The following is a 19,801-nucleotide window of genomic DNA, read 5'->3' on the forward strand; positions in this document are numbered from 1 at the left end:
GCGGCGAGCGCCGGCAGCGACGCGTCGGTCCAGATCGGCATCGCGCTGCGCACGCGCACCGGCGCCGAGGCGCCGGGCGTGAACCAGCCGACGCCGAAGCCGTCGGCGTTGATCGTGCCGCCGCCGCGCATGTCGCGCGGCGCCCACGCCTGTTTCACCAGCGCGTGCGGCGGGTCCAGCAGCAGATCAGACAGGGGTACGGGCGGACCGAGGTAACCGAGGTGACGGCACATCATGAACCGTTTTCACCGTGGCGGGGCCGACGCGACATGGCGCTGGTCGACGGCCTGGACCGTTGAGGCTCGGTGCCAGGTGGGAAATGGTTCACTGCGTCCCGGGCGCAGCGGAAGCCGCTGAAGATCTGCCGCCGGACCGGGTGGTCCCAGTTGCGGAAGGTGCCCCGGCAGGCGGCCCGGTCGGTGCCGAACGAGCCGCCGCGCAGCACCCGGTAGTCGCCGCCGAAGAAGACCTCGGAGTACTCGCGGTAGGGGAACGCGGCGAACCCCGGGTAGGCCTCGAACCCGGACGACACCCACTCCCAGACGTCGCCGATCAGCTGGTGCACGCCGAGCGGTGACGCACCGGCCGGGTAGGCGCCGACCGGGGCCGGGGTCAGATGCCGCTGGCCCAGGTTGGCGTGCTCAGGGCCGGGCGTCTCGTCGCCCCACGGGAAACGGCGGGACCGGCCGGTCGCCGGATCCCAGCGGGCCGCCTTCTCCCACTCGGCCTCGGTGGGCAGCCGTTTGCCGGCCCACGCCGCGTACGCCTCCGCCTCGAACCAGCAGACGTGCACGACCGGCTCGGCGGGCCGCACCGGTTCGACCCGGCCGAAGGCGTTGCGCAGCCAGCCGCCGCCGTCACGGATCCAGTGCAGCGGGGCTTCCAGACCGGCCGCGTTGCGGTGCTCCCAGCCGCGCGGGCTCCACCAGCGCGGGTCCTGGTAGCCGCCGGCGTCGATGAAGGCGAGGTACTCGCCGTTGGTGACCGGCGCCGCGTCGATGAAGAACGCGGGCACGTCGACCGGGTACGCCGGCCGCTCGTTGTCCAGCGCCCACGGGTCGGTGTCGGTGCCCATGACGAACCGGCCGCCGGGCACGAACACCTCCCCGCCAACCGGGGCCACCGGCGCCGGTGGTGGCGGCGCGGTCAGCACCGGCGATCCGGCCCGCAGCTGGTGGGTGGCGAGCATGGTCTCGTCGTGCTGCTGCTCGTGCTGGACGATCATGCCGAACGCGAAGCCGCCGTCGACCAGCCGGCGGTCGTCGTCGAAACGCACCCGGTCGAGCACGTCGAGGGCCTTGTCCCGGACCTGCGCGACGTAGGCGCGGGCCTGGGCGGGATCCAGCAGCGGCAGGGCCGGGCGGTCCCGGCGGGCGTGCTTGAAGGCGTCGTACAGCTCGTCGATGTCCTGGCGCACCGGGTCGCGGCCGCCCACGTCCCGGACCAGCCAGAGTTCCTCCTGGTTGCCGACGTGTGCCAGGTCCCACACCAGCGGGGACATCAGCGGCGAGTGCTGGCGGATCAGGTCGGTGTCGTCGACGGCGTCGGTGAGCAGCGCCGTCCGGGCCCGGGTGCGCTCCAGTTCGGCGGCGATGGTGAGCCGCAAATCCTGGGTCATTCGGGAGGTCCCTTTCCTCATCAGGCGGTCTTCATCAGCCGTCCGGAGACGGCGGCGTGCAGGCGCCGGGAGACGACGTCGGCGACGGTGTCGCGGACGTCCGGTGGCAGGCCGGTGCGATCGAGGTGGCGGCATGCCAGTTCGGCGAGGCCGGCGGCGCTGACCCGGACCTCGTGGTCGGCCAGGCCGAGACGTGCGGCGCTGCGCCACCGGCCGGCCGAGGGCGCGGCGAGGTCACGGGCCCGGTCGGTGACGGCGTCGCCGGCGAGCAGGGCGGCGAGCATCGCGACCGGGGCGATCCACTCCTGGCCCGGCTGGGTGTCCAGGTAGCGGACCTCGAGGTAGCCGCGCGGCCGGACCGGCGGGAAGAGCGTGCCCAGGTGGTAGTCGAGGTCGGCCACGGTCGGCGGCCGCGCGACCGGTTCGGTGACGCGCGGGCGGCCCCGCGGCCGGGCCCCGATCCGGCGGCCGCCGAACCGGCTGGGACCGCTCCAGCGGTGCTCGATGCCGCCGGCCTCGATCCAGTCGGTGAAGGTGGTGCCGGGCGGGACGTCCCAGCGGTCGCCGTCGCGGCGCACGCAGAGCAGCGGGGCATCCAGCGCGTACCGGGCCCAGGCGGCGGCGGGATCACCGGTGAGCGGCACCGGAGCGGTCCGGCGCGGGTCGATGCCGTACCAGGCGGCCATCCGGGCGGACGCCCACCCGGTGTCACGGCCGGCCTGGAAACGCGAGTTGGCGAAGAGCGCGATCAGCGCCGGGCCCCAGTCGTGCAGGGCGGCCCATCGGTACGGCGTGGCCCCGTCGAGACAGACCTGCAGCCCGGCGGTGCCGCCCATCATGGTGCGCCCGGCGCTGTCGAAGGCGCGTTCCATCGCGGCGTAACGCGGGGTGTCGAGAATTCGCCGTGGCGCCCGGTACGGGTCGAGGCCGCGGTCCCCCAGAACGATCCCGGAGCGGGCCAGCAGTTCGGCGAGGGCGGCGTGGTCGGCGGTGACAGCGGCGTGCAGGGCGGGCAGCGAGTCCGCCGGGGCCGAGGAGATCTCGACCTGGCCGCCCGGTTCGACGGTGACCGTGCCGCCTGCGGGCAGGGGCACCGGATGCGGGTTGCCGAGCGAGACCGGTGCGTGCTCGCCCAGCGCGGTAGCCAGTTGATCAGGCCGCAGATGGGCGGCCGGGTCGTCGGCGCGGTGCGTGGTCCATTCCAGTTCGGCGCCGATCCGCCGCGGCGGGCCGGTCTTGAAACAGATGCCGGAGATGTGTTCGATCGCTTCGCCGGTCCTCTTCAGGACCCGGTCGGTCGAACCCATGATCCCCCTCACGGTTACTCAAGGTTATTATTCAACCTCGATGCGTGCGGTCCAGTGAGGACCATACCGGCATCATGGGGAATCCGCCTCCCCGAAAGAGTGAACAAAGATCGGAAAGTTCCGGAACCGGGGCGGGGTGCCGGAACCGGTTCCGGACTGGAAGACTCCCTACCGTTCGTGTTCGTCAGACCGGAGGCACGCATGCCCGCAGACTTCCCCTATCAGGATTCTTCGCTCCCCGTTCCGGAGCGGGTGGAGGATCTGTTGGGCCGCATGACGCTGCCCGAGAAGGTCGGGCAGATGCTCCAGCTCGACGCCCGCCAGGACGTGTCGGAGATCGTCCTGGAGAAACTGGCCGGCTCGATCCTGCACACCTCCCCGGCCAAGCTGGTCGAGGCCGCTGAGCTGGTCGCCCGGACCCGCCTGCGGATCCCGCTGATCACCGCGGAGGACTGCATCCACGGCCACGGCTTCTGGCCCGGCGCCACCGTCTTCCCGACCCAGCTGGCGATGGCCGCCACCTGGGATCCCGAGCTGGTCGAGCGGGTCGCCCGGGTCACCGCGATCGAGGCCGCGGCCACCGGCATCCACTGGACCTTCTCGCCGGTCCTGTGCATCGGCCGGGACCTGCGCTGGGGCCGGGTCGACGAGACTTTCGGCGAGGACCCGTTCCTGATCGGTGAGCTCGGCGCCGCGATGATCCGCGGATACCAGGGCGGCGGGCTCACCGACCCGACCGCGATCCTGGCCACCGCCAAGCACTTCGCCGGTTACTCCGAGACACAGGGCGGCCGGGACGCCAGCGAGGCCGACATCAGCCGCCGCAAGCTGCGCTCCTGGTTCCTGCCGCCGTTCGAGCGGGCCGCCCAGGAGGGCTGCGCGGTCTTCATGCTGGGCTACCAGTCGATGGACGGCGTGCCGATCACCGCCAACAAGTGGCTGCTCAACGACGTGCTCAAGGACGAGTGGGGCTTCACCGGCACGCTCGTCACCGACTGGGACAACGTCGGCCGGATGGTCTGGGAGCAGAAGGTCTGCGCCGACTACGCCGAGGCCGCGGCCCGGGCGGTCAAGGCCGGCAACGATGTGGTCATGGTCACCCCGGCCTTCTTCGAAGGCGCTCAGGAGGCAGTCCGGCGCGGCCTGCTGACCGAGAGCGACATCGACGCCGCCGTACGCCGGATCCTGCGCCTGAAGTTCGAGCTGGGCCTGTTCGAGAACCCGCGCACCCCGGACGCCGAGCGGCAGCGGGCGGTGATCGGCGCACCCGAGCACACCGAGCTCAACCTCGAGGTGGCCCGCCGCTCCCTGGTCCTGCTGCGCAACGACGGCGTCCTGCCGCTCGCCACCGGCCGGCCCCGGCGGATCGCCGTCCTCGGCCCGAACGCCCACGACGTCTCGGCGCAGCTGGGCGACTGGGCCGGCAACTCCGGCCAGGTCGACTGGATGCCCGACGGCCACCCGCGGGAGCTGACCTCCACCGTGCTGGACGGGCTGCTGGCCGCCGTCCCGGACGACTGGGAGGTCGTCCACGAGCCGGGCGCGGAGATCGTCCGGCTGGTGCCGGACCCGGACGGCGAGACGTTCCCGGACGGTCAGCCGCGGCCGCCGATCGCGCAGCCCGTCCCGGCCGAGCCGCTGCGGCTCACCGCCGCCACGGCCGCCGCCGAGCAGGCCGACTACGCGATCGTGGTGGTCGGTGACACGGTCAACCTGACCGGCGAGGGCAAGTCCACCGCGACCCTGGAACTGCAGGGCGGGCAGATCGCCCTGCTCGACGCGGTCGCCGCCACCGGCACCCCGATGATCGTCGTGCTGATCGACTCGAAACCGCACGTGCTGCCGCCGTCGGCACTCGAGGCGTCCGCGATCATCCAGGCGTTCAACCCGGGCATGCGCGGCGGCCAGGCCATCGCGGAGCTGCTGCTGGGCCGGATCGAGCCGACCGGCCGGATGCCGATCTCCGCCGCCCGGCACGCCGGGCAGCAGCCGATCTACTACAACCAGCTGCGCGGCCAGCACGGCAGCCGGTACGCCGACCTCACCCAGGACCCGCTGTTCGCCTTCGGCGAGGGACTCAGCTACACCACGATCGTGTACGACGGGCTGACCATCGGCGAGCCGGACGTACCGGCCGACGGCGTGGTCCGGGCGACGGTGCGGCTCACCAACACCGGCAAGCGGCCCGCGCTGGAGACGGTGCAGGTGTATGTGAGCGACCTGGTCACCAGCGTGACCTGGGCGTCGCGGGAGCTGAAGGCGTACCGGCAGGTGAGCGTGCCGCCGGGCGAGAGCGTGACGGTGGACCTGGAGGTGCCGGCGAGCGTCTGCACGCTGGTCGACGCCGAGGGCCACCGGGTCGTCGAGCCGGGTGACTTCGAGCTGCTCGTCGGGCCCGACTCGCGCCCGTCGTCGCTGCACTCCGCCAAGTTCCGGATCAGCTGAGGCAGGCCTGGGTGGTGATTTCGGGTGCGGTGCGCACTCGAAATCACCACGGCCTGTCGTGGCACCCTTTCCCGGCGGTCGCGCTGGGGCCTCGAGTGGGCAGCGCGATCGCGCTTAGCCACGGGACCTTGCGTAGCCCGTACGATGCCGGGGTTGTCAAGGCCGGGGCGTGCCGGCGAAAGCGGACTGCCGGAACCAGCCGGGCAACGCCCGGCGCAGGCCCTCGGGGCCGGCGAAGCTGAGGCCGCCGGAGCGCAACGCGGCGTCCCAGGTGCGGTTGCCCAGCCAGACGTCGGTGAGGCAGCGCAGCTCGGCCGTCACCCGCACGTCCACCTCATGACCGGGATCGACGTCGCAGAGATCCACCTCGTCCGGGCGGATCACCAGCCACCAGTCGCGCAGTTTCGGCGGCGCGGCCGGGAAGCTGAACTGCAGCACCGTGCGCCGCCGCGGCACCGCGCCCAGGTCGATCTCCCGGCGCATGTCCCAGAGCAGCAGTTTCGGGTCGAGATCACGATCGCCCAGCTCGGGGATCCAGCGGGTGCCCCAGACACCGAGCGCGCGCACGATCGGCTCCAGCTCCTTGCCGGCGGGAGTCAGCGTGTATTCCACCTCGGCGCCGAACTGCTGCCGCTCGATCAGGCCGGCCGCGGCGAGCTGGTGGAGGCGGCGGGAGAGCAGTGTCGGCGACATCCGCGGCAGGCCGCGCCGCAGATCGTTGAAGCGCCGGCTGCCGGAGAGCAACTCCCGGATCACCAGCACGGTCCAGCGTTCGTCCAGCAGCTCCATCGCCTTCGCGACCGGGCAGAACTGCCCGTAAGACGCGCCCATGCAGCGACGATAAGCCCGGCACGATCGAGGCGCGACGTCCGATTGCGGACAGTCGCGGTACACATCGTGTACTAGGCCGGCCGGGTGCGGATTCCTAGCGTCGAAGGCATGACGAACCCTGTGAAAGCGAAGCACCGTGCGATGTGGGCGTCGGGTGACTACCCGGCACTGGCCGCCGAGATCGTCGCCCCACTCGGGCCGGTCCTCGTCGAAGCGGCCGGAATCGGACCCGGGCGGACCGTTCTCGACGTCGGCGCCGGCACCGGCAACGCCGCCATCCCGGCCGCCCTGGCCGGCGCAACCGTCACGGCCAGTGACCTCACCCCGGAACTGCTGGCCGTCGGCGAACGGCTGGCCGCCGCGCAGGACGCCAAACTGGCCTGGCGCGAGGCGGACGCCGAGGAGCTGCCGTTCGACACCGCCGAGTTCGACACGGTGATCTCGTGCATCGGCGTGATGTTCGCCCCGCACCACGAGGCCGCCGCCGGTGAGCTGCTGCGGGTATGCCGGCCCGGCGGCACCATCGCGCTGATCAACTGGACGCCGGAGGGGTTCATCGGGCAGATGTTCGCCACGATGAAGCCGTACGCGGCACCGCCGCCGCCCGGCGCTCAGCCTCCGCCGCGCTGGGGCGACCCGGCACACCTGGCCGGTCTCTTCGGTTCCGGCGTCGAGGGCGCCGGCGTGGAACGCCGCAAGCTGCGGGTCGATCTGTTCGACCGGCCGGAGGAGTTCCGGGATTACTTCAAGAGCCGGTACGGGCCGACGATCGCGGTTTACCAGAACATCGCGGAGGATCCGGAGCGCGTGGAGGCGCTGGACCGGGAGCTGGTCGAGCTGGGCCGCCGGTTCGATGTGGGCGGCGGCGCGATGGACTGGGAGTACCTGATCTACACGGCTCGCCGAGCGGACTGACGGCGCTTCACCCGGCCCGCCCGGGCGGACTGACCGCGCTTCACCCAGCTGGCCCGGGCGGACTGACCGCGCTTCACCAGCCGCCGGCCGCGCCGCCACCGGCGGGACCGCTCGCTCCGGTCACCGGGCGAGCCGCGGCCAACCGATTCACCCGGACCGGCGGGCGGCCGCCACCGGCCGGATGGCGAAGCCCAGCTTCCGGTAGGTGGCGATCGCCGCGGTGTTCCAGTAGTCGGCGAGCAGCGCCACGCGTTCGCGGCCCACCAGCTGCTCGTCGGCCGCGAACGCGCACAGCCGTGCCGCGAGACCGCGCCCGCGGGCGTCGGCCCGGGTCGTCACCCCGGCCAGGAAGCCGATCTCGTCGGTGGACCAGGCCTCCGCGGCCACCGCCAGCAGCCGCCCGTCGTCGTCCCGGATGCCCGCCCAGCGTTTCACGTCGGTCCCGCCGGGTTTCGCGTACGAGTCCGGAAATGATTCCTCGATCAGCGCGCTCACCTCGGGCCACGCGGACTCCGGCAGCCAGCTCGGCGCCGGCCCGTCCGGCGCTTTCGAGCCGACCGGCTCGGTCGTCTCCATCCACGCGAAGCGGGCGCTGACCTCCAGCTCCGGGGACCGCTCGACCACCGCGGTGACCAGCTCCTCCGAGCCGAACGGCCGAAAGTCGCCACCCACCTGCGGCATCACCTCCCGCAACAGGGCGGCCAGCGCACCGGGGTCACCGCTCATCACCAGCCGGTCCCAGTGCGACAGGTCCGGGCAGACCACGACCATCGCGTCCGGGCGGCGCCAGACCTCGGCGTCCCGGGCGGCCAGCGCCCAGCGAATCAGAGGATCCCTCTCGAGCATGACGGCCATGGTGCCGCATTGACCGAATCTGCCATCCTCGGGCCGGTGCTGAAGCTTCCCTTCCTCCGCGTCGTGTTCCACCGGTTGATGACGGTGGGCGTGCTGAGTGCCACCCTGGCCGTCCTCGCCGTGGCTGGAGCGGACCGGTGGGTGCGGCAGGCTGCGGACGGCCACATCCACAACCTGGAGTCGGTGCCCGCCGCCCCGGTCGCACTGGTCCTCGGCGCCCAGGTGGACGCGGGTGGCCGCCCGTCGGCGTTCCTGGAGGCGCGGCTCGAGATCGCCCGGCGGCTCTACCAGGCCGGCAAGGTGAAGGCGATCCTGGTCTCCGGCGACCACGCCGACTGGAACTATGACGAACCGGGCGCGATGATGGTCTGGCTGGCCACCCACGGCGTCCCCACCAACCGGGTGGTGCTCGACCATGCCGGGTTCGACACCTACGACTCGTGCGTCCGCGCCCACCGGATCTTCGGGGTGAACCGGGCGATCGTGGTGACCCAGGACTTCCACCTGCCCCGGGCCGTGGCGCTCTGCCGGGAGGTCGGCATCGAGACCAACGGCGTCGGCGACGAGAGCGTCCGCGTCTACCGCCCGCAATGGCTGCGCGGCGAGGTCCGCGAACACGGCGCCGCTCTGAAAGCCGCCCTCGACGTGGTCTCCGGCCGCGACCCGGTCTTCCTGGGCCGCCGCGAGACCGGGGTGGACGCCGCGGTCAGTTCCTGAGGTCACAGCAGCTCCTGGGCTGTGCTCACCCGCAGGTAGGCGTCCACCCACGCCTCGGTGGCGGCCCCGCCCGGGTCCGGCCCGAGGTGGCCGGCCAGCACGTCCAGCGCAGCGGCCACCCGGCGCAGCCCGACCCGGGCCAGCCCGTCACGGGCGCCGCGCAGCCGGCCGGTGGCCGAGGCGGGGAGGTGAGCCAGCCCGGTGTGAGCCATCTCGGCGAGCACCGCCTGCGCCTCCGCGATCGCCCCGCCCAGCGGATCCGCCGCGATCCCGGGCCGGGGCCCGCGCCCCGCCTGCGGCGCGATCCCAGCGCCGACGCCGGCCGGCTCGGACGCGGAGCCCGCCCCGAGCCGATCCTGCGGCGCGAGGCCGGCTGAACCAGACGCGGAGCCCGGACCTTGCCGATCCTGCGACGCGACACCGGCCGAACCAGAGGCTGAGCCCGCCCCGAGCCGATCCTGCGGCGCGAGGCCGGCCGGATCCGACATAGAGGCCGGCGTGCATCCTGCCTGCGGCGCGAGGCCGGTCGGGTCGGAGGCGGAGATTGGCGCGAGCCGGGCCTCCTGCGGGGTGAGGCCGATGCCGGCTGGATCGGGGTTGGCGAGATCCGGGACGATCGGTGGGCCGTCGGCGGCGATCGCGTACGGGTCGATGACCAGGCCCCCGCCGCTGCGGTGCACGCTGCCGGCCACGAAGCGCGGGGTGCCGTGGCGCCCGGAGAAAGCTGCGGCGACCGCGTCCAGCCGGCCCGGGGCCACGCTGGCGTGGGTGGCCACCACGAACGCCGGGGTGCCCGCGCTGTCGCGGATCTCCACGGTCAGCCGCTGGTCGCCCGTCGTGTAACGCATCCCGCAGACCTCGGCTACCGCCAGGACCCGCACCAGTTCGGCCCGCACCCGGGCCCGCACCGGCCGGGGCGGCAGCGCCTCCCACTCGTCCGCGGCCCGGGCGAAATCCGTCACCAGCAGGCTCGGCGGCAGGTCCGCCCAGGCACCGCTGGAAACGGTCACCGTGGAGCGGGCGACCCGGCCCGTGGTCACCCGGACCGCCCTGCTCGCGCTCCGGATCGCCGACTCGGTGATCACGACACCGGCAGCCAGTGCGCCGACCGTCGCCCCGCCGAACCGGCGGCGGCTCAGCGCGGGACCGTCGTCCTCGGCGGTCCACTCGCGGTGCGAGACCAGGACCACCCCGGAGGCCGGGTGCGCGTGGAAGATCTCCACCCGCCGCTCGTCGTCGACCGCGGTGACCCGGGCGCCGAGCCCGTCGAGGCGGACCCGGCGCAGCGGGGTCTGGGCGGCCTCTTCCGAACCGAGCACCCGCGCCCGCACCCCGGCGCTGCCGCCGGCCAGCACCGCCCGATGCCGTGCGAACAGCTCCGCGATCAGGTCGGCGGTGGTCTCCGGTGCATACCGGGCGCTGCGCCGGCGGTAGGCGGCGAGTTGACCGGCCAACTCGGCCGTCGCGTCGAGCGGCCAGCGCAGGCCGGCTCGTTCCAGCCGGACGAGGTGGCCGGCGGCCGCGGCGGACAGGCCGTCGCCGGCGTGCACGACGCCCGCCCGCAGCACCTCGGCGGCGAACTCCACAACCGCTTCCAGGCCACTGCCGCCGGACGCCGCGCCGGACGGGCCGCCGCCCACGTCGACCACACACTCCGCGGCATCGGGCTGCTCGGCGTCGGCGGCCCGGAACGCCCACACGGCGAGAGCGATCACATCGTCGCGCACCCCGGCGCGGGCGTCGGTGTGCACGAAACCGAGTGCATGCGGCACCAGGAAACGCACGGTGGCCGAGGCAAGCTCGACGACCGGGGTCGCGCCCCGCCGAATCCGGGCGGTGAAGCCGGTCCGCAGGGTGCGGCGGGCGGACGCGACCAGGCGTGCCCCGATCCGGGCGACCAGATCCTCGTCGGTGAACCCACCCGGCGACCATGTCGCCCCGGCCTTCGAAGCGGCTGCGTCAACCTCCGCCGCGGCCGCCGCTGTCCTCGGTGCGAGGGCTTCCGGAACGACGTCGGCGCTCGCCGGGCCGATACCGGCCCCTGCCTGGCCAGCCTCGCCATTCACCGGACCGACACCGGCTCCCACCTGGCCAGCTCCGGCACTCACCGGCCCGCCATCGGCCTCCGCCTGGCCTGTTCCGGCACTCACCGGCCCGCCATCGGCCTCCGCCTGACCTGTTCCGGCACTCACCGGCCCGCCATCGGCCCCCGCCCGGCCAGTTCCGGTACTCACCAGACCGCCATCGGCTTCCGCCTGGCCGGCTTTGGCGCTCCCCGGAGCGGCGACGGCCTGATAGGCGAAGACCAGGCCGATCAGGTGGCGGCAGACAGTGACCGCACCGCAGGTGCAGCGCCCCAGTTCCAGGCCACCCACCGGCAGTTCAGCGCGGACGCCGTCGCTGAACACGGCGACCACGGTCGACTCCGGACCCGGCGAGATCTCCGGCGGCTCCCGGCCGGCCTCGCGGCCGGCGCGTTTGACCAGGCCCCGGTTGGTGAGCACGGCCAGCGCCTCGGCGTCCAGGGCGAGCAGGTCGGCCCGGACCGGCATCGTCTCGGCGGTCACCGGCCCACCCGCTCCGCGACGAAGGCGGCCAGCTCGCCCGGGGTCATCGCGCCCATCGTGGCGCCCACGTCGGCGAGTCGCTGGGCGCACTTCCGGTCGTACGCCGGGTCGGCCTGCTCGTCGAGCGCCGCCAGCCCGAGCACGATGGTGTCCTGCTCGACCAGCCCGCGCACCGCCCGCACCAGGTCCGCCTCGGAACCGCCCTCGAAGAAGTCACTGACGATCGCCACGATGGTGCGGCGCGGCTGCTCGATGAGCTGCGCCGCGAACCGCACCGCGCGGGCGATGTCGGTGCCGCCGCCGAGCTGGGTCTTCATCAGCAGCTCGACCGGGTCGCTGACGTCCGCGGTGAGGTCGACGACCTCGGTGTCGAACGCGACCAGGTGCGTCCGTACCCCGGGCAGCCCCCACAGGCAGGCGGCGGTGACCGCCGAATGGATCACCGAGGGCAGCATCGACCCGGACTGGTCGACCAGCAGGATCACCTGCCAGGGTGCGAGGTGCCGGCGCGACCGGGACAGGAAGTACGGCGTCTCGACATGGATTCGCTTCTCCTCCGGCTGGTAGTGGCGCAGGTTGGCCCGGATCGTCCGCCCGGCGTCGAAGTCGCGGGCCTGCTTGAACCGGCTGGCACGGCGGGCCCGTGCCCCGGCGAAACTGTGCCGGACCTCGGTGGCGAGCCGGGCCGTCAGGTCCCGGACCACCGCCTCGACGATGCGCCGGGCCAGCCGCAGCACCTCGGGGTCCATCAGGTGTTTGGTCCGCAGGACGGCGCGCAGCAGGGCCGGGTTCGGCTCGACCCGTTCGAGCACGGCGGGGTCGGTCACGATGTCGTTGATCTCGTAGCGTTCGACGGCGTCGCGCTGGAGCCGCTCCACGGTCTCCTTGGGGAACAGCCGCACGATCCCGTCCAGCCAGTCGACGGTGCTCAGCCGGGACGGCCCGATGCCGCCCTCGCGCCGGCGGATGTCGCGCCGGTCCAGCTGGTCGTCGCGGCCGTAGAGCCAGTCCAGTGCGGCGTCCCGCTCGGCCGCCTCGCCGTCGGGCTCGCCCAGGGCGCCGGCGGCTGGGCGGCCCAGGATCAGCCGCCAGCGTTCCAGCCCGGGATCGATCATCCGAGGTCCCCCGCCGCGAGGAGCCCGGCCCGCGCCAGGCGGTCCTCGACCCGCTCGTCCAGCGCCAGCCCGGCCGCCACGATCTGCGGGGCGACGGAGGCCCGCAGCAGGTCCCGCCCGGAGCCGGTCAGCCCGCGCCGGGCGAGCAGCCGCTCGCCGATGCTCTCCCGCTCACGCGGCGGGAAGAACTCGAACGCCTGCCGCAGCGCGGGCAGCGCCACCAGGAAGTCGTCGGCGCCGAGCCCGCCGACCAGGTCGTCGATCAGGTCGAGGGTGTCCCCGATGGACTCGCGGGCGACCGCGAACAACCCGGACAGCCAGTCCCCCGCTGTCCCGGCCGCGAAGGCGCCCCGCACCGCCGCCGCCGGATCCGCCTCCACGGTGGACGCCGCGAGCATGCGGGCCAGACCGTAGAAGGCGCCGCGCAGGTCGGGTGGCGCGGCCCGGTCGGCCGCGACCCGCCCGGCGACAGCGGCGGTGGCGGCGCGGTCGACGCCTACCTCGGCGGCGTGCAGCAAGGCGTCCCGCACCGCGACGACGGCCCGGATGCGGGGCGGGTCGGCCGGGGCCCCGGCGCCGTGCCAGCCCTCGGCGAGCCAGAGGATGCGGCGGGCCGCGGCGGCCACCACGGTGCCGAGCGTCGCGCTGCCCGCCGTGGCGAGCAGCCGGTCGTGCCGCCACAGGGCCAGCGTGACCGCCAGGACCCGGCCCAGTTCACCGAGGTCGGTGCCGGCCGCCACGCCCCGTTCCAGCCGGGCCGGAACGTCCGCCACCAGCTCGGTGACGCCACCGAGCGCGGCGTCGAAGAGGGCGCCGGCGAGCCGCCCGAGGTCTCCGGCGGCCTCCTCGATCCGCTGGGTGAGCCGGGCCGCGGCGGCCGACTCCAGGGTCGCGCCGTAACCCCCGGCCTCGATCAGGGCGACCAGGCGGTGCTCGTGGTCACGGACGGTCCACTCCTCGGCCAGCACCGGGTCGAGGCCGGTGGCCGGGCCGATGCTCCGCTCGAAACCGGGGATCGCCAGCACCCGCAGCCGGTGCAGCACCCGGCTGCGGGCCTGGTCCTCGGGTTTCAGCAGGTCGACGGTGAACTCGCCGGGCCGGTCGAGGCCGAGCCGCTCCAGGTCGGCGGTGACCGCGTGCACCAGCCGGGGCAGCGGGGTGTCCGGATGCAGCCGGCCCACCCGCTCGCCGCTGAGCGCCGCGGTCATCTCGACCACGGCCGGGTGCTGGCCCGTCGCGATCTCACCGCGCACCGACCACGGCAGCGGAACGTCCAGCGCCTCGTTCACCAGGGCGGCGGCCAGGCCGTCGAGCACGTCCACCCGGGCCGGGTGGTGGTGGCCGCGGAGCCGGGCCAGCGCCTCGGCGCCGGCGCGCGCGGCGATCAGGTCGGCGGTGGAGACCGGCTGTCCCCGCCGGCGCAGCCGCCCGGCGACCGCGGTGATCAGGTGGCGGCCGGCCTCGACCGGGCCGGCCTCCCAGAGCCGCTGGTAGTAGTCCGGCGACGGCATGCCGGACTGGTAGCCGGCGAAGGCGTCCAGCCGCCGGAACGAGTAGGGCACCAGATAACTGCCGGCGGTGGCCCCGGCCGGCGGCTGCGGCACCTGCGGCCACTCGGCCGGACCGTCGCCGCTCACCGCGCGGAGCAGAGCCGGCCGGTGGAAACCACCCACCACGGCGACGACCGGCCGGTCGCCGGCGGCCGCGCACGCCGCGCGGATCCAGCCGGCCATGTACGCCTCCCGAGCCGTGTCGGACGCCCCCGCCGCGGACGACCCCCGGATCAGGTCGAAGTAGGCGGCGAGCCGCTCCGCCGCCCCCTCGGCCGGCTCCAGCTCGATGACGTGGTCCCAGAGCGCGTCGGTGTTGTCCACACCGAACGCCGCGCAGAGCCGCTCCACCACCTCGGCGTAACGCAACTCGGCGTCGGCGTAGCGGTTGCTGCGCTCGGCGAACGCCTCGTGCCAGGCGGGCAGGTCGATGAAGCGCAGCTCGGCGCCCACCTCCCGGCCGGCCCGCAGCGCCACCCACTCCGGTGAGTAGTCGCAGAACGGCGCCCACGACGCGTGCCGCCGCTGCTCGTCCGCATATCCGGTGAACACGGCCACCGGCAGCTCGTGCTCGAGCAGCAGCTCGCCGATCCGGCCGTTCATCTCGGCCGGCCCCTCGACCAGCACCCACGCGGGCCGCACCGCGGCGATCGTCGAGGCGACCAGGCGCGCGCAGGCCGGGCTGTGGTGCCGGACCCCGATGACGGTGAGGCTCATCCGCCGGGCAGTTCCCGCCGGGCGTCGCGCAGCTCCCGCCACTGCTCGCCGGTGCGCCACGAGGTCTGCTGCTCCAGATAGCGGCGCAGTTTGGCGAGGTCTTCCGGGCTGTCCTTGGCGGCCGTCCCGGCGAGGCAGGAGACCAGGTCGGCGGCACTGCCGGAGGTGCCACGCAGGAACCAGCCGCGCATCCCGACCGCGTGCGCGACCGAGACCGCTTCGGCGGTGCTCATCACCGCGGACAGCCGCTCCATCTCGTCGCCCCGCGCGGTCCGCCCGCTGCGCAGCTCGCGGAACGTGGTGACCAGCACCTCCAGCACGTCGCGCCGGGGTGGGGCGGTGACCCCGGAACGGCGCAGCAGCGCGCCCGCCTCGGCCTCGACCAGGGCCAGCTCGGTGTCGAAGTCGGCGATCGGGAAGACCGTCTCGAAGTTGAAGCGCCGTTTCAGCGCCGAGCTCATGTCGTTGACCCCGCGGTCCCGGGTGTTCGCGGTGGCAATGATGTTGAACCCGTCCCGGGCGAAGACCATGCCGGCGTCGCCGGGCAGCTCGGGAACCGCCATGACCCGGTCGGAGAGCGGGGAGAGCAGGCAGTCCTGCACCTCCAGCGGGCACCGGGTGATCTCCTCGAAGCGCACGGTGCGGCCCTGCGCCATGCCCCGCAGCAGCGGCGCCGGGACCAGGGAACGCTCGCTGGGCCCCTCGGCCACCAGCAGGGCGTAGTTCCACGAGTACTTGATCTGGTCCTCGGTGGTGGCCGCGCCACCCTGGATGGTGAGCGTCGAGTCGCCGCTGACCGCCGCCGCCAGCAACTCGGACAGCAGAGATTTCGCCGTGCCCGGCTCACCGACCAGCAGCAGCCCCCGGTTGGTGGCGAGGCTGACCAGCGCCCGGTCGATCAGCGACGGGTCGCCGACGAACTTGCGGACGATCCCCAGCTCGGCGTCACCGACGATGAAGGCCCGTGCGGCGCGCAGGCTCAGCGCCCAGCCCGGCGGTCGCGGAGCGTCGTCGGCGGCCCGGAGCCGGGCCAGCTCGTCGGCGTGCCGCACCTCGGCGGGCGGCCGTTGCACTCGCTCGGCGGGCGGATCGGACAGCAGACTCACGACATCACCTCGGTCAGATCGCGCAGATCATCAGTTCGCGACGGGAGGACCCTAGCGACCGCCTATGACAGAAATCGGGGCAGCACCGCCTCGGCCTGCGCGGCGGGACCGCGCCACGCCACGTAACCGTCCGGGCGGACCAGAATCGCCTCGCCGTTGTCCCGCTCCGGGGCTGCCACGTGCAGGCGATCCGCGTACCCCTCGAAGGTCGCCGCCGTGACCAGCACGTGCTTGCCCTCGCGAAGTGCCTCGTAGAGGCGCTCGCCGCCGCGCAGGGCGAGGTCCGCGGCGCGCGGCGCGCCGGGGTAGCCGATGCCGACGCCGGAGATCACGCCGGTGGCCCGCCGGGCCACCGGCGGCAGACCGAGCAGCACCGAACCCACCGTGTTGCGCGCCCACCGGCCGGCCGCCGACCGGACCATCGCCATCCTGATCAGCATGCCGCTGCTGCGCAGCACCAGCTTGCCGACCGGGTGCCGCTCCGCCTGGTAGGTGTCCAGCAGCCCCTGCGGCGCCCACCCCCGCACGGTGGCGGCGAGTTTCCAGGAGAGGTTCGCCGCGTCCTGCAGGCCGGTGTTCATGCCCTGGCCGCCGGCCGGCGAGTGGACGTGCGCCGCGTCGCCGGCCAGGAAGACCCGGCCCACCCGGTAGCTCGGCGCCTGCCGCTCGTCGCTGTGGAACCGGGAGAGCCAGCGCGCCTCGGTGAGCCCGAAGTCGGTGCCGTGCACCCGCCGGGTGACCTCGCGGATCTCGTCGAGCGTCACCGGGGTGTCGTCGGTGACCTGGCGGCGGCGGTCCCAGGCGAAGATCCGGAACCACCCGTCGCCGAACGGGGCCACCATCGCGAACGCGTCACCGACCGTGTTGACCGCGAGCACGTCCTCGGGCGGCTGCTCCAGCCGGACGTCGGCCAGCATGATCGAGGTGAGCACCGCCTGGCCGGGGAAGGGCAGGCCGAGCGCGGACCGGACCACGCTGTGCACGCCGTCGGTGCCGACGACGTAGTCCGCGGTGGCCGTGTCGTCACCGAAGTCGAGCGTCACCCGCGCGTCGTCCTGCCGCAGGCCGGTGAGGCGGGCGCCCCGGACGATCGTCGCGCCGGCCTTCACCGCCCGCTCCTCCAGGGCCTGCTCCACCCGGTATTGCGGGGTGATCAACAGGAACGGGAAGCGGGACGGCAGCCGGGTCAGGTCGAGCCGGATGCGGTCGAACAGCCGCAGCCGCTCGACCCGGGCGCCGGTGGGCACGAGCTGGTCGGCGAGCCCTCGGGCGTCCAGCAACTCCAGCGTGCGGGCGTGCACGCCGAAGGCCCGGGTGAGGTTGGACGTGCCGGTGCGGCGCTCGTAGAGGGTGACCTGGACGCCGGCCTGCGCCAGGTCGCCGGCGAGAAGCAGCCCGGTCGGGCCGGCTCCGATGATCGCGACGGTGGTGTGCATGAGTGGTTCCTCCTTCAAATGCCAACGCTTGTTGGCAACGATAGGCATCACTGCGAGATCGAGTCAACAGTTGTTGGCAAACACTTGTTGGCATAGGCTGGCGGCATGACCTCGCCACGACGCTCCGACGCCACCCGGGCCGCGATCCTGGCCGCCGCCCGGGAGCGCTTCGCCGCCGACGGGTTCGAGCGCGCCACCATCCGGGCGATCGCCGCCGACGCGCGCATCGACCCGTCGATGGTCATGCGTTATTACGGCAACAAGGAGCGCCTGTTCGCCGCGGCCGCCGAGTTCGACCTGCGGATGCCCGACCTGACCGGCGAACCCACCGACCGCCTGGGCACCCGGCTGGTCAGCCACTTCATCAACCGCTGGGAGGGTGACGAGACGCTGCTCGCCCTGCTGCGCGCCGCGGTCACCCAGGAGGCGGCGGCCGAGCGGATGCGCCTGCTCTTCGCCGGCCAGGTCGGCCCACTCGCCGCCCAGGTGGCGCCCGACCCGGCCGAGGCGCCCACCCGGGCCGGCCTGATCGCCTCGCAGATGCTCGGTTTCGCGCTCTGCCGGTTCGTGCTGCGCCTGCCGCCGGTCGTCAGCCTGGACCGGGAGGCCGCGATCGCCTGGCTGGCGCCGACCGTGCAGCGCTACCTCACTGGCACCATCTGACATCGATAGCCATGGACATCTCGTCCCGGGTGGACCAGAGTGGCAGCCATGGCGAGAAGGCGTACCTTCCTGTCCGCAACCGCTGCCGCCGCGGCGTCAGCGTCCCTGGCCGCGCCTGCGCGGGCCGCGCAGGCGGCCGGCCCGCGCAAGCGCCCACCGGACGCCGAGCTCCGCAAGATCCTCCGCGAGATCGACGCGGACCGGGTCGAGGCGATCGTGCGGAAACTCGCCTCGTTCGGCACCCGGCACACGCTCTCCTCGCAGACCGATCCGGTCCGCGGGATCGGTGCCGCCCGCGACTGGATCTACCAGCAGCTCCAGCAGTCCGCGGCCGCCTCCGAGGGCCGGATGACCGTCGAGCTGCAGTCGTTCGTGCAGCCGGTCTCACCGCGGATCCCGGTGCCCACCACGATCACCAACGTGATCGCCACGCTGCGCGGCAGCGCCTCGCCGGAGCGGATCTACGTGATCACCGGCCACTACGACTCGCGCGCCTCCGACGTGCTCGACGCGGTGAGCGACGCGCCCGGCGCCGACGACGACGCCTCCGGCGTGGCCGTGATCATGGAGCTGGCCCGGGTCTTCGCCACCCGCCGGCCGGCCGCCACGCTGGTCTTCGCCGCCGTCGCCGGCGAGGAGCAGGGCCTCTACGGCTCCGACCACATGGCCCAGCGCTACCGGGACGCCAACGCCGACATCCAGGCCATGTTCAGCAACGACATCGTCGGCACCGGCAACCCCGGCGACGGCACGCGGCCCGATCCGCGCACCGTGCGCCTGTTCGTCGAGGGCGTGCCGACCTCGGAGACGGCCGCGCAGGCCAACACCCGGCGCAGCGTCGGCGGCGAGAACGACGGCCCCTCCCGCCAGCTGGGCCGCTTCGTCGAGGAGGTCGCCGAAAATCCGCAGACCGGCATGAACGTGCGGGTCATCTGGCGCCGCGACCGCTATCTGCGCGGCAGCGACCACATCTCGTTCCTGCTGCGCGGTTACCCGGCGGCCCGCTTCACCGAGCCGCGGGAGAACTTCGCCCACGAACACCAGGACGTCCGCGTCGAGGACGGCATCCAATACGGCGACCTGGTGGAATTCTGCGACTTCGACTACATCGCCCGGGTGGCCCGGGTGAACGCCGCCACCCTCTGGTCCCTCTCCCAGGCGCCCGGCACGCCGAAAGGCGTCGTCATCGACACCACCCAGCTCACCAACGAGACCACCCTGCGCTGGCAGGCCGGCCCGGAGCCGGACCTGGCCGGTTACGAGGTGGTGTGGCGGGAGACCACCGCGCCGGACTGGCAGCACGTCATCCCGGTCGGCGACGTCACCACCGTCACGGTCGACATCTCCAAGGACAACGTCCAGTTCGGCGTCCGCGCGGTCGCGCGCTCCGGCCTGCGCAGCCCCGCCGCCGCCCCCCAGCCCGGCTGACTCCCCACCCGGCTGACTCCCCCACCATCGCGGCCCAGACACCCGATCTCTTCGACCGCGAGTCGCGCTCTCTTCGCCCCTTTTCGGTACGGGCTACACCTCCCGCCGAACTACACCGCCCCACCTAAACGCGATCACCAGCCACTCAAGGCCGCCCGGCGACCGCCGGGCTTAAGCCCGCCAAGCCCCGCCGCCCCAGCGGACGTGGACCGGGCGAAGCAACCCTTAGGCACAGCCGCACGAACCGGCCGGCCCCCAGCGTCGCCTCAGACCGACCGAAGCGACCCTCAGCTGCAGCCGCACGAACCGGCTGACCGCCAGCGCCGTCTCGAGCCGGTCGAAGCGACCCCCAGCTGCAGCCGCACGAACCGGCCGACCGCCAGCGCCGTCTCGAGCCGGTCGAAGCGACCCCCAGCTGCAGCCGCACGAACCGGCCGACCGCCAGCGCCGTCTCGAGCCGGTCGAAGCGACCCCCAGCTGCAGCCGCACGAACCGGCCGACCGCCAGCGCCGTCTCGGGCCGGTCGAAGCG

The 19,801-nt window shown here is 73.7% G+C and carries 13 protein-coding genes and 2 pseudogenes; 5 read left to right on the top strand and 10 right to left on the bottom strand.

Annotated elements, in window-relative coordinates:
• The 3 genes and pseudogenes from AB0F81_RS42425 to AB0F81_RS42435 form a co-directional block, all read right to left on the bottom strand.
• Positions 1-233, bottom strand: a pseudogene (locus AB0F81_RS42425) (ergothioneine biosynthesis protein EgtC); the annotation flags it as partial.
• Positions 234-328: 95 nt separating this feature from the next.
• A pseudogene (gene egtB, locus AB0F81_RS42430) lies at positions 329-1,618 on the bottom strand (ergothioneine biosynthesis protein EgtB); the annotation flags it as partial.
• 20 nt (positions 1,619-1,638) lie between these two features.
• Positions 1,639-2,925, bottom strand: coding sequence for a glutamate-cysteine ligase family protein (locus AB0F81_RS42435; protein WP_360208049.1), 1,287 nt, complete (start codon positions 2,923-2,925; stop codon positions 1,639-1,641).
• Positions 2,926-3,126: 201 nt separating this feature from the next.
• Between AB0F81_RS42435 and AB0F81_RS42440 the strand changes: the two genes are divergently transcribed.
• On the top strand, positions 3,127-5,370 hold the full coding sequence (locus AB0F81_RS42440) for a glycoside hydrolase family 3 N-terminal domain-containing protein (protein WP_360208051.1): 2,244 nt from the start codon (positions 3,127-3,129) through the stop codon (positions 5,368-5,370).
• Between the two features lie 156 nt (positions 5,371-5,526).
• Here AB0F81_RS42440 and AB0F81_RS42445 read toward each other — a convergent pair whose 3' ends face one another.
• Positions 5,527-6,201 (bottom strand): helix-turn-helix domain-containing protein, encoded by a 675-nt coding sequence (locus AB0F81_RS42445; RefSeq protein WP_360208053.1) that lies wholly within the window; start codon positions 6,199-6,201, stop codon positions 5,527-5,529.
• A 108-nt stretch (positions 6,202-6,309) separates the two neighbouring features.
• On the opposite strand from AB0F81_RS42445, the gene AB0F81_RS42450 reads away from it, so the two are divergent.
• A complete protein-coding gene (locus tag AB0F81_RS42450; protein WP_360208055.1) occupies positions 6,310-7,116 on the top strand; it encodes a class I SAM-dependent methyltransferase in 807 nt (268 codons plus the stop codon).
• Positions 7,117-7,263: 147 nt separating this feature from the next.
• Here AB0F81_RS42450 and AB0F81_RS42455 read toward each other — a convergent pair whose 3' ends face one another.
• Entirely contained in the window at positions 7,264-7,962 is a 699-nt protein-coding gene (locus AB0F81_RS42455) for a GNAT family N-acetyltransferase (protein ID WP_360208058.1), read from the bottom strand.
• A gap of 87 nt (positions 7,963-8,049) precedes the next feature.
• Between AB0F81_RS42455 and AB0F81_RS42460 the strand changes: the two genes are divergently transcribed.
• Positions 8,050-8,688, top strand: a complete 639-nt coding sequence (locus AB0F81_RS42460) for an ElyC/SanA/YdcF family protein (protein ID WP_360208078.1) — start codon at positions 8,050-8,052, stop codon at positions 8,686-8,688.
• A gap of 2 nt (positions 8,689-8,690) precedes the next feature.
• On the opposite strand, the gene AB0F81_RS42465 is transcribed toward AB0F81_RS42460, so the two are convergent.
• The 5 genes from AB0F81_RS42465 to AB0F81_RS42485 form a co-directional block, all read right to left on the bottom strand.
• Positions 8,691-11,255 carry a hypothetical protein gene (locus tag AB0F81_RS42465; RefSeq protein WP_360208061.1) on the bottom strand — a complete coding sequence of 855 codons (2,565 nt, stop codon included), beginning with the start codon at positions 11,253-11,255 and terminating at the stop codon, positions 8,691-8,693.
• A complete protein-coding gene (locus AB0F81_RS42470; protein WP_360208063.1) occupies positions 11,252-12,370 on the bottom strand; it encodes a VWA domain-containing protein in 1,119 nt (372 codons plus the stop codon). The genes AB0F81_RS42465 and AB0F81_RS42470 overlap by 4 nt, the downstream gene beginning before the upstream one ends.
• On the bottom strand, positions 12,367-14,637 hold the full coding sequence (locus AB0F81_RS42475) for a DUF5682 family protein (RefSeq protein WP_360208066.1): 2,271 nt from the start codon (positions 14,635-14,637) through the stop codon (positions 12,367-12,369). Before AB0F81_RS42475 ends, AB0F81_RS42470 begins: the two co-directional genes overlap by 4 nt.
• Positions 14,634-15,743 carry an AAA family ATPase gene (locus AB0F81_RS42480; RefSeq protein ID WP_360208069.1) on the bottom strand — a complete coding sequence of 370 codons (1,110 nt, stop codon included), beginning with the start codon at positions 15,741-15,743 and terminating at the stop codon, positions 14,634-14,636. Before AB0F81_RS42480 ends, AB0F81_RS42475 begins: the two co-directional genes overlap by 4 nt.
• 62 nt (positions 15,744-15,805) lie before the next feature.
• Entirely contained in the window at positions 15,806-17,179 is a 1,374-nt protein-coding gene (locus AB0F81_RS42485) for an FAD-dependent monooxygenase (protein WP_360208071.1), read from the bottom strand.
• Between the two features lie 105 nt (positions 17,180-17,284).
• Here AB0F81_RS42485 and AB0F81_RS42490 point away from each other — a divergent pair, with 105 nt between their 5' ends.
• A complete protein-coding gene (locus tag AB0F81_RS42490) occupies positions 17,285-17,842 on the top strand; it encodes a TetR family transcriptional regulator (RefSeq protein ID WP_360208073.1) in 558 nt (185 codons plus the stop codon).
• 48 nt (positions 17,843-17,890) lie between these two features.
• Entirely contained in the window at positions 17,891-19,270 is a 1,380-nt protein-coding gene (locus AB0F81_RS42495; RefSeq protein ID WP_360208076.1) for a M28 family metallopeptidase, read from the top strand.
• The last annotated feature ends 531 nt before the right edge of the window (positions 19,271-19,801 follow it).

Source organism: Actinoplanes sp. NPDC024001, assembly GCF_040638955.1.
GTDB lineage: Bacteria > Actinomycetota > Actinomycetes > Mycobacteriales > Micromonosporaceae > Actinoplanes.

Bases quoted from the DNA above. Each gene is read 5' to 3' on its own strand.
- AB0F81_RS42435 (WP_360208049.1), bottom strand. From the start codon at position 2,925: ATGGGTTCGACCGACCGGGTCCTGAAGAGGACCGGCGAAGCGATCGAA.
- AB0F81_RS42440 (WP_360208051.1), top strand. From the start codon at position 3,127: ATGCCCGCAGACTTCCCCTATCAGGATTCTTCGCTCCCCGTTCCGGAG.
- AB0F81_RS42445 (WP_360208053.1), bottom strand. From the start codon at position 6,201: ATGGGCGCGTCTTACGGGCAGTTCTGCCCGGTCGCGAAGGCGATGGAG.
- AB0F81_RS42450 (WP_360208055.1), top strand. From the start codon at position 6,310: ATGACGAACCCTGTGAAAGCGAAGCACCGTGCGATGTGGGCGTCGGGT.
- AB0F81_RS42455 (WP_360208058.1), bottom strand. From the start codon at position 7,962: ATGCTCGAGAGGGATCCTCTGATTCGCTGGGCGCTGGCCGCCCGGGAC.
- AB0F81_RS42460 (WP_360208078.1), top strand. From the start codon at position 8,050: ATGACGGTGGGCGTGCTGAGTGCCACCCTGGCCGTCCTCGCCGTGGCT.
- AB0F81_RS42470 (WP_360208063.1), bottom strand. From the start codon at position 12,370: ATGATCGATCCCGGGCTGGAACGCTGGCGGCTGATCCTGGGCCGCCCA.
- AB0F81_RS42475 (WP_360208066.1), bottom strand. From the start codon at position 14,637: ATGAGCCTCACCGTCATCGGGGTCCGGCACCACAGCCCGGCCTGCGCG.
- AB0F81_RS42485 (WP_360208071.1), bottom strand. From the start codon at position 17,179: ATGCACACCACCGTCGCGATCATCGGAGCCGGCCCGACCGGGCTGCTT.
- AB0F81_RS42490 (WP_360208073.1), top strand. From the start codon at position 17,285: ATGACCTCGCCACGACGCTCCGACGCCACCCGGGCCGCGATCCTGGCC.
- AB0F81_RS42495 (WP_360208076.1), top strand. From the start codon at position 17,891: ATGGCGAGAAGGCGTACCTTCCTGTCCGCAACCGCTGCCGCCGCGGCG.